We start from the raw sequence: 8980 nt of genomic DNA on the forward strand, positions 1-8980 counted from the left end.
TAAAAGGTGTGGGAAGCAGAGATCACCTCTGCTGCATGATGCCCTCTCCACCGTCAGGCTCGGTCGAGCCATGTTCCACCAAAGACTTACGTCCGCAAGGACACCGTACAAGAGCGCGATTGACCTGCGCTTGCGTGCGGATAGCAGCCACTGAGGGCGCAGGATGCTCCCGAGGTCGCGCGGTGAGGCACCTGACGTGCTCCCCCGACCGGTGGCAAGGAATGCAACGGCCAACCGCAAACGTTGAAGGCGCGCGTCACATGACTTCGATTATCTCTTCTCTGAGCATTTCCCAGATCAGGTCGCTTTCCACCGCGACGATCGCCAACTTCACCAGCGACGACGTGGCGGCCCTGAGCACGGCTCAGGTGGCGGCCCTTTCTTCCTCTCAGATCGGTGCTCTGCAGACTGACGATTTCGACAGCCTCAGCACCAGCCAGCTCGGCGCGCTCTCGAGCGTCGCGGTTCGTGGCCTGACGATCGACCAGCTCGCCGTCATCGACAGCGCCAAGATGGTCGGCCTCAGCAGCCGTACCCTCGGCGCCCTCTCTTCCGCGCAGGTGAACGCGCTGAGCTCGGAACAGTTTGATGCGCTTTCGACCGCTCAGCTCACCGCCCTCGGCAGCTTGGCACTGGCCGGCCTCGAAGCCGCAGACATCGAAACGCTCACCTCTGCCGAACTCTCCGTTCTCAGTACGCGCGCTCTGGCTGGCCTTTCGAGCGCCAGCTTCGCTGCTCTCGACAGCGACCAGATCTCCGGCCTGACCACTGCGCAGATTGCTTCGCTCTCGACCACGGTCATCGCCAACCTGACGACCGCCCAGATCGATGGCCTGACCCCGACGCAGGTCTCGGCCCTGACCTCGCGTCAGATGACGGCCCTGTCTTCTGCCAACCTTGCATCCTTCACCACCGACCAGATCGCTACTCTGAGCAGCCGCGCCGTCGCGGTTCTGTCCTCTACTCAGGTTGCCGCCCTGTCCACGGATCAGGTTGATGTCCTGAGCACCGGCCAGCTCGCCGCTCTCAGCTCGGCGGCTGTCAAGGGCCTCGGCTCTGATGATATCGATACGCTTTCCTCCGACGGCGTCGCCGCTCTTTCTTCCAGATCGCTGGCTGCTCTGTCCACCGAGGCCTTTGCTTCTCTCGACTCCGCCCAGATGGTCGGCCTGACGGCCGCCAAGATCGGCGCTCTCACCACCGCGCAGATCGCGACCCTAAGCTCTGCACAGGCTGATGGCCTCACCACTGCCCAGCTCGTTGGACTGACCAGCGCCCAGATGCGCGCTTTGAGCACGGATACGCTTGCATCGCTCTCGACCGAACAGGTTGCAAGCCTGAGCACCCGCGTTATCTCGGTTCTGACCTCTGAAAAGGTCGCAGCCCTTGGCAGCGATCAGGTTGCCGCTCTGACCACCACGCAGCTCGCTTCTCTCAGCTCGGCTGCCGTGAAGGGTCTCGCAACCGAAGATGTCGCAACCTTCGACTCCGCCGACCTTGCTTCGCTCAATTCCCGCAGCCTGGCTGCCCTGTCGACCGACAACGTCGCTGCGCTGACGTCCGCTCAGCTGACGGCACTGTCCGGCATTCAGATCGGCGCGCTGACGACGGCCCAGGTCGCCGTTCTCGACAGCGACCAGATCGACGGTCTGAGCACCTCTCAGGTCGCAGCATTGACCTCGTCGCAGGTTATCGCACTCGGCACCGACAATGTTGCCTCGCTCTCGACCGAGCAGGTTGCTGCCCTCAGCAGCCGCGCCGTCGCCGCCCTGACGACCGCTCAGCTCGAAGCGATGAGCACCGACCAGATCCAGGCCCTTTCGTCGGCCCAGATCGCGGCTCTCACATCTTCCGACCTTGCGGCCCTGTCGTCTGCCGATCTCGGCACCTTCAGCACCGAAGAATTCGCTTCGCTGAGCTCTGCTGCCATCCGCGGCATCACCTCGGCCGTCATCGGCAACCTGTCGACCGACCTGATCGCCTCCATCAACACACGCGCCGTGGCTGCTCTCGACAGCACCCAGATCGCCGCGATGACATCGACGCAGATCGCCGCCTTGTCGACCGGTCAGCTCGCTGCCATCAATTCGGCCGCCGCTCGCGCCCTTGAGACCGAAGATCTCGCAACCTTCGACTCCGCCGATCTTGCCGCCCTGCAGTCGCGCTCGCTTGCAGCTCTCTCCAGCGACAAGTTTGCAACGCTCACCTCCGGCCAGCTCGTTGGCCTGACGTCCTCGCAGATCGCGGCTCTCTCGACGGCCATCATCGGCTCGCTCGACAGCGATCAGCTGGATGGCTTCACCAGCGACCAGATCGGTGCGCTGTCTTCCCAGCAGGTCGCGGCTCTGTCGACGGATGCAGTTGCTTCGCTCAGCACCGATCAGCTGGCTGCAATCAGCACTCGCGCCACCGCTTCGCTGAAGTCCGATCAGCTGAATGTGCTCGACTCGGCTCAGTTCGCAGCTCTCTCGACCGGCCAGCTTGCAACGCTGACGTCCTCTGCCATCCGCGGCCTGAACTCGGATGCCATCGGCACACTGAGCTCCGCAGAGATCGCGGTCCTCAGCAGCCGCGCCATCGGGGCTCTGTCGACCGACAACATCGCCCTGCTCGACTCGGCTCAGATCTCGGGCCTGACCTCGGCACAGCTTGGCGCCCTGACGACCGCCCAGGTTGGTGTTCTCGACAGCGACCAGCTCGATGGCCTGTCGACGGATCTGGTGGCGCTGCTCTCCAGCTCGCAGGTTCGCGCTCTGAGCACCGATGCGCTCGCATCGTTCACCACCGATCAGGTGGTGGCCCTCAGCAGCCGCGCTATTGCCGCCCTTGGCTCTGACGCGATCGCTGCTCTCTCCTCCGACCAGGTGGGCGTTCTGACCACCGGACAGCTGGCAGCTCTCTCGAGCGCAGCCGTTGCCGGTCTGGCGACCGAAGACCTCGATGGCTTCGCCTCGGCTGATCTGGCTGCCCTGAACTCCCGTGCCCTCGCGGCGCTGTCGACCGCCAACATCGCCTCACTCGACTCCGCTCAGCTGTCGGGTCTGACGACCAGCCAGATGGCGGCTCTCACCACGGCGCAAGTCGCGACCCTGGTCAGTGACCAGATCGATGGCCTTACGTCGGCTCTGGTGGCCATGCTCTCCAGCTCTCAGGTTCGTGCCCTGACCACGGATGCCCTGGCCTCGCTGTCGTCCGATCAGGTCGCTGCGATCAACACCCGGGCAGTCGCTGCTCTCGGTTCTGATGCGGTGGCGGCACTCTCCTCCGATCAGGTGGCTGTCCTGACGACGGGTCAGCTTGCTGCCCTCTCCAGCGCAGCAGTCGCGGGTCTCTCTTCGGCAGACCTTGATGGCCTGGACTCCGCTGACCTTGCGGTCATGAACTCGCGAGCCATCGCGGCGCTCTCGACCGACAACATCGCCTCGCTCGACAGCCTCCAGCTGTCCGGCCTGACGACGGCGCAGGTTGCTTCGCTGACGACCGCTCAGCTCGGTGTCCTCACCTCGGCTCAGATTGATGGTCTGACGGCGACCCAGACTGGCGTCCTGACCTCTCAGCAGATCGTCGCCCTGTCGACGGACAACATCGCATCCCTGTCCACAGAGCAGGTCGCGTCGCTCAATTCCCGCGCCGTGGGTGCCCTGACCGCGGATCAGCTGGCGGCGATGAGCACGGCTCAGGTTGAGGCTCTGACCTCCAGCCAGATCTCTTCGCTCAGCTCTGCCGACCTGGCTGCCCTGTCTTCTGACGACATCGCGACCTTCTCGACGGACGAAATCGCCGTGATCTCGTCTGCAGCGATCAGCGGTCTCTCGGCTGACGCCGTTGCCGGTCTCGATACCGACCAGGTTGCCGCCATCAGCAGCCGCGCCGTTGGTTCTCTGACCTCGGCTCAGATCAGTGCCCTGGATACCGCACAGTTTGCGGCTCTCTCCACGGCCCAGCTCTCGCAGCTGAGCTCGGCAGCGGTCGCAGGCCTCGGTACTGACGATCTCGCCACCATCGACTCCGCAGAGCTTGGGGTTCTTCAGACGCGGGCAATCGCTGCTCTGAGCACCGACAACTTTGCCGCCCTCGGCTCGGCCCAGCTCGCTGGTCTGACGACGGCTCAGGTTGCCGCCCTGACGACTGCGCAGGTCGCAACGCTCGACAGCGCCACGATTGCCGGACTGAACTCTGGCCAGCTGGCGGCTCTGAAGTCGACCCAGATCGCCGCACTGTCCACCGAGAGCCTGGCAGCGCTGACCTCGGATCAGCTGCCTGGCATCGCAACGGCCGGTATCGCGAGCCTGACCTCCGACAAGATCGCCGCCATGACCTCCAGCCAGTTCGACTTTCTGTCGACGGCTCAGCTGGCAGCCATCAGCTCTGCAGGTATTGCGGGTCTGGCCACTGAGGATGTCGCAACCTTCGCACCGACGGATGTCGCAGCCCTCAACTCACGGGCTCTGGCAGCCATGTCGACCGAGAACTTCGCGGCTCTCACCTCGACACAGCTTGCAGGTCTCACCACCGCTCAGGTGGCTGCTGTCACGACCGCTCAGATCGGTGTGCTGACCACGGATGACATCGACGGGTTCGATACGGCTCAGGTCGGTGCTCTGACCAGCGCGCAGGTTGCGGCCATGTCGACTGCGAACCTCGCTTCGTTCTCGACCGAGCAGATCGCGGCTCTCGGAACGCGGGTCTTTGCAAGCCTGACGTCTGATCAGGTCACCGCACTGACCTCCGCCCAGATCGGCGTTCTGTCGACCGGCCAGCTCGCTGCGCTCAGCACGGGTGCCATCGCCGGCCTGCAGACCGAAGACATGGCGACCTTCGACTCGAGTGAACTTGCTCTCCTGAGCACGCGGACGATTGCAGCCCTGTCGACCGAGAACCTCGGGGCCCTGACATCCGCGCAGCTAACAGGACTGACGGGAGCCCAGGTGGCGGCCCTGACGTCGGCTCAGGTCGGAAGCCTGACTTCTGCACAGATCGACGGGTTCTCCACGGCTCAGATCGGTGCCCTGACGTCGGCGCAGGTCCAGAACCTCTCGACCGATGGTCTGGTGTCCTTCTCGACCGAACAGGTTGCGGCACTCGGCTCGCGGGCTGTCGGATCCCTGACGACCGATCAGCTGGTCGCAATGACCAGCGATCAGATCGAGGCTCTGACTTCGGCTCAGGTTGCAGCACTGAACTCGGCCGCCATCAGCGCGCTGTCGAGCGAAGATCTGGATACCTTCTCCACTGATGACATCGCCGCCATCACCACGGCAGCGATCGCCGGTCTCTCGACCTCCGACATCAGCGAGCTGGAAACCGACCAGTTGCAGGCCATCACCACCGCCCAGATCCAGGCCATGAACTCGGATCAGGTCACGGCCATCATCGCCGCCTACCAGGCGATCTGATTGCCCTGAGTATACCGAGTTCGACGATCGAACTCCTGAAACAACAAACCCCGCCTGAAAGGGCGGGGTTTTTCTTTGTCTGCGCCGAGAGTACTCAATACGTCGAGGCGTTTGTTGCGGTGGCTAATGGGTATCGCGGTGGGACGGTGGTGTCGCGACGAGCTTCTGTTCTGCCGGCAGCATCAGCCTCCGTCCGTTCGCCTCAAGCCCTGACCTTCGCCATGTCCCGGGCAAGAGCCTCTTCGGTTGCCGTCCTTCTATACCAGAGCGTGATGACGGAAGAGGTGATCACGATGAACAGGCTGTAGAGGATCGGGATGAACAGGACCTCCTGCTGTTGCGTGCCGGTGAAGGAGAGGGTCACGATCAGGGCTGCCAGCGGACCGTTCTGGATGCCGGTTTCCAGGCTGATGGTGCGCGAGCGGTTGGCGTCCTGGCGCAGGGCGCGGGCCAGCCAGTAGCCCAACAACATGCCGGTCAGGCCGATCCCGATCGCTGCGACATAGACGGGGAAGGGGGTGTCGAGCAGCATCTGGTAATTGCGTGGCACCCAGGAGCCGATCAAGAAGAGGATGACGACCACGCCGAGCAGCGAGCCGATCATCTCGATCGTGGCGCCGGCATTGGCGTTCATCTTGCGCAGGAACATGCCGAGCACGGTCGGGACCAGGAGGACCACGAGCACCTGCGCGACATTGCCGGCCGGGATCACGTAGTCGCCGCCGAGACCGGCGAGCCCGCTGTAGAAGCTGAGCAGGAATGGGACCGTGACGACGGCCACCAGCGTCGAGACCGTCGTCATCATGATCGACAGCGCCAGCACGCCCTTGGAGAAATAGGCGAAGATGTTGCTGGTGGTACCGCCCGGCATGCAGGCAATCAGAATGAGGCCGGCCGCCATGCCGGCGGGCAGGCCCAGCGCCAGAGCGAGGGCATAGCCGAGAAACGGCATGATGAGATACTGGCTGAAGAGGCCGACCAGAATGCCCTTGGGCTTGCGGAAGGCGATGAAGAAGTCGCGCCAGGTCATGGACGCGCCCATGCCCAGCATGATCACCATCATCATGATGCCGAGCAGGGTGGTTTCAAGTTCTGTCAACATGGTCTTTGCCCTCCGCTCACTTCTTGAATTCTGCCAGCACTTCGGCCTTCAGATCCTTGCGCAGGATCTTGCCGATCGGCGTCTTGGGCAGGGCGTCGCGGAAAACGATGGATTTCGGCACCTTGTAGTCGCTGAGCAGCGTCTTGCAGTGGCTGCGGATCGCGTCTTCCGTCAGGTCGCCCTCGTGATCGGGGTTCTTCACCACATAGGCGCGCACCGCTTCACCGGTCTTCGCATCGGGGATCGCCACGACGGCGGCTTCGAGCACCGCATCCATCTTGGCGAGCGCGTCTTCGACTTCATTGGGATAGACGTTGAAGCCCGAGACGAGCACCAGATCCTTCTTGCGGTCGACGATTTTGAGGAAGCCTTGCCCGTCCATGACGGCGATATCGCCGGTCGCAAACCATCCGTTCTGCAGGGCAGTCGCAGTCTCGTCGGGGCGCTGCCAGTAGCCTTGCATGACCTGGCGGCCACGCACCAAGAGTTCGCCCGGTTCGCCGGGCGGCACCTGCTTGCCGTCGGCATCGACCAGGATCACGTCGCAGCCCGGCACCGGGATGCCGATGCTGCCGGCTCGTGCCCGGTCGTCCAGCGGATTGAAGCTGACGAGCGGCGAGGTTTCGCTCAGGCCGTAACCTTCCGCGATCGGGGTTCCCGTCATCACCCGCCAGCGGGTGGCGACCGCCTCATGCAGCGCCGTGCCGCCGGCAATGGCTGCACGCAGCTTCCGGGGCGGATAGGCGGCGAACCATTCCTCGTTCATCAGGCCGTTGAACAGCGTGTTGACGCCGGTGATCCAGGTGATCGGATAGTTTTCGATGGCGCGCTGCAGGTTCTGCACCGGGCGCGGCGAGGGGATCAGGATGTTGCGGGCACCCAGTTCGAAGAAGGTCATCAGGTTCGCCGTGAAGGCGAAGATATGATAGAGGGGCAGTGCCGTCAGCACCTGGTCCTCGCGGGCCATGACACCGCCGGAGACCGCGCGCACCTGATCGAGATTGGTGAGGATGTTGCCGTGGGTGAGCATGGCGCCCTTGGCGACGCCGGTGGTGCCGCCGGTATATTGCAAAAGCGCGAGGTCGTCCGGACCGGAAGACGCCCACATGGCCTTCACATCCGCCCGGTGGGCGCGGCCCCTGGCCAGCGCCTCCTTGATCCGCAGGACGGGGACCGACAGCTTCGGCACCGGCGGCAGCACCTTGTTCCAGACCTTCTGCACGCCGCGGATGATGATCTCCGGCAGCTTGGGGAAGAATTCCGGCACGCCTGCCAGGACCACCGTCTGTATGCCGGTCTTCGGCACGACGTCCGCCAGCTTGTCGGCGAACATGTCGACGATCACCAGCGCCTTGGCACCGGAATCATTGAACTGGTGGACCATCTCGCTCGGCGTATAGAGCGGGTTGGTGTTGACCAGGATGCAGCCGGCCTTGAAGACGCCGAAGGCGACGACGGGGTAGGGCAGGCCGTTGGGCAGTTGCACGGCGACCCGGTCGCCGGCGCGCAGGCCGCAGTCATGATGCAGGAAGGCGGCGAAGGCATCCGACATCTCGCCGATCTCGGCATAGGTCAGGCTGCCGTTCATGCCGTTCGGTACGACGCAGGTAAACGCCTTGCGCGGACCGTTCGCAGCGCAGGATTGATCGACCAGATCGGCGATGCTCCGGTAGCGAAGGTCTCCCAGTTCCTGCGGAATGCTTGTGCCATAGGCCGCCAGCCACGGCCGTGGCGGCGTGAAGATGTGTTCCATGTTTCCTCCCCGAAAGCGCTCTGCGGCGCCCTTGCCGTTCCAGCCCTGCGTTGAACTGCAGGGCGTGGAACAGGGAAAGGATGAATTTGTCTTTGGTCAAAGTCCAGCGATTTCGAGGGCTTGGCACCCGCGGACGGGCGTTCTGGATGTGCAAGGCCGGCCCAATCCCATCACGTCCGCGTTATCGCGCGCCGCGTGCATGCCGATCGGCTGTCGGTAAGTCGAAGAGAGGGAGGATTTGGCGAATGGCGCACCCGACAGGATTCGAACCTGTGACCTTTGGAATCGGAATCCAACACTCTATCCAGCTGAGCTACGGGTGCATCCGAAGGCGGTTTTGACTCGCCGTTTCAATTGCGGTCATAGCGCAGTCGCTCGCGCGCATCAATCCGAAAAAGCGTTTGGCCGTGGCGGTATCCCGCTTGCCTGTCGTGTGGTGGGCGAAATGGTCGGTAGATGATCAAATGCCCGGCTGTCGAGGATACAAGGAGCCAATCCTGGGGGAAATGAACGGCAAATGTTCAAAAACGGTGCTTCATGCCCAATCGGTTGCCTTTGCGCCCTTGTGGCAGCGGTTTTAACCGTTAGTATCGTTGCAGGAAGGTCATTGCCCCGTGTAATGGCTCTCTGAGGGGACATAATGATGATGGCGGGGAAATGCCTGAACTTAACATGGATGAATTGATACCCAACACGACCAAGCTGGACTTTTCAGTCATGGACGATGCT

3 protein-coding genes and 1 tRNA gene are annotated in these 8980 nt (G+C 63.3%); 1 reads left to right on the forward strand and 3 read right to left on the reverse strand.

Translation table 11 applies throughout. The annotated features are described in order from the left end of the window. Positions 1–260: 260 nt before the first annotated feature. Complete coding sequence (locus FAA86_RS03165; RefSeq protein WP_136538305.1) at positions 261–5396, forward strand: beta strand repeat-containing protein; 5136 nt, start codon at positions 261–263, stop codon at positions 5394–5396. Between the two features lie 202 nt (positions 5397–5598). Here the strand turns inward: FAA86_RS03165 and FAA86_RS03170 are convergent, their stop codons facing one another. The 3 genes from FAA86_RS03170 to FAA86_RS03180 form a co-directional block, all read right to left on the reverse strand. Continuing rightward, a complete protein-coding gene (locus tag FAA86_RS03170; protein WP_136538306.1) occupies positions 5599–6498 on the reverse strand; it encodes a bile acid:sodium symporter family protein in 900 nt (299 codons plus the stop codon). Positions 6499–6514: 16 nt separating this feature from the next. Continuing rightward, positions 6515–8251 (reverse strand): AMP-binding protein, encoded by a 1737-nt coding sequence (locus tag FAA86_RS03175; RefSeq protein WP_136538307.1) that lies wholly within the window; start codon positions 8249–8251, stop codon positions 6515–6517. 246 nt (positions 8252–8497) lie between these two features. Next, a tRNA-Arg gene (locus FAA86_RS03180) sits at positions 8498–8574 on the reverse strand. Between the last annotated feature and the right edge of the window lie 406 nt (positions 8575–8980).

The organism is Rhizobium rosettiformans W3 (genome assembly GCF_004912135.1).
Classification (GTDB): Bacteria; Pseudomonadota; Alphaproteobacteria; order Rhizobiales; family Rhizobiaceae; genus Allorhizobium; species Allorhizobium rosettiformans.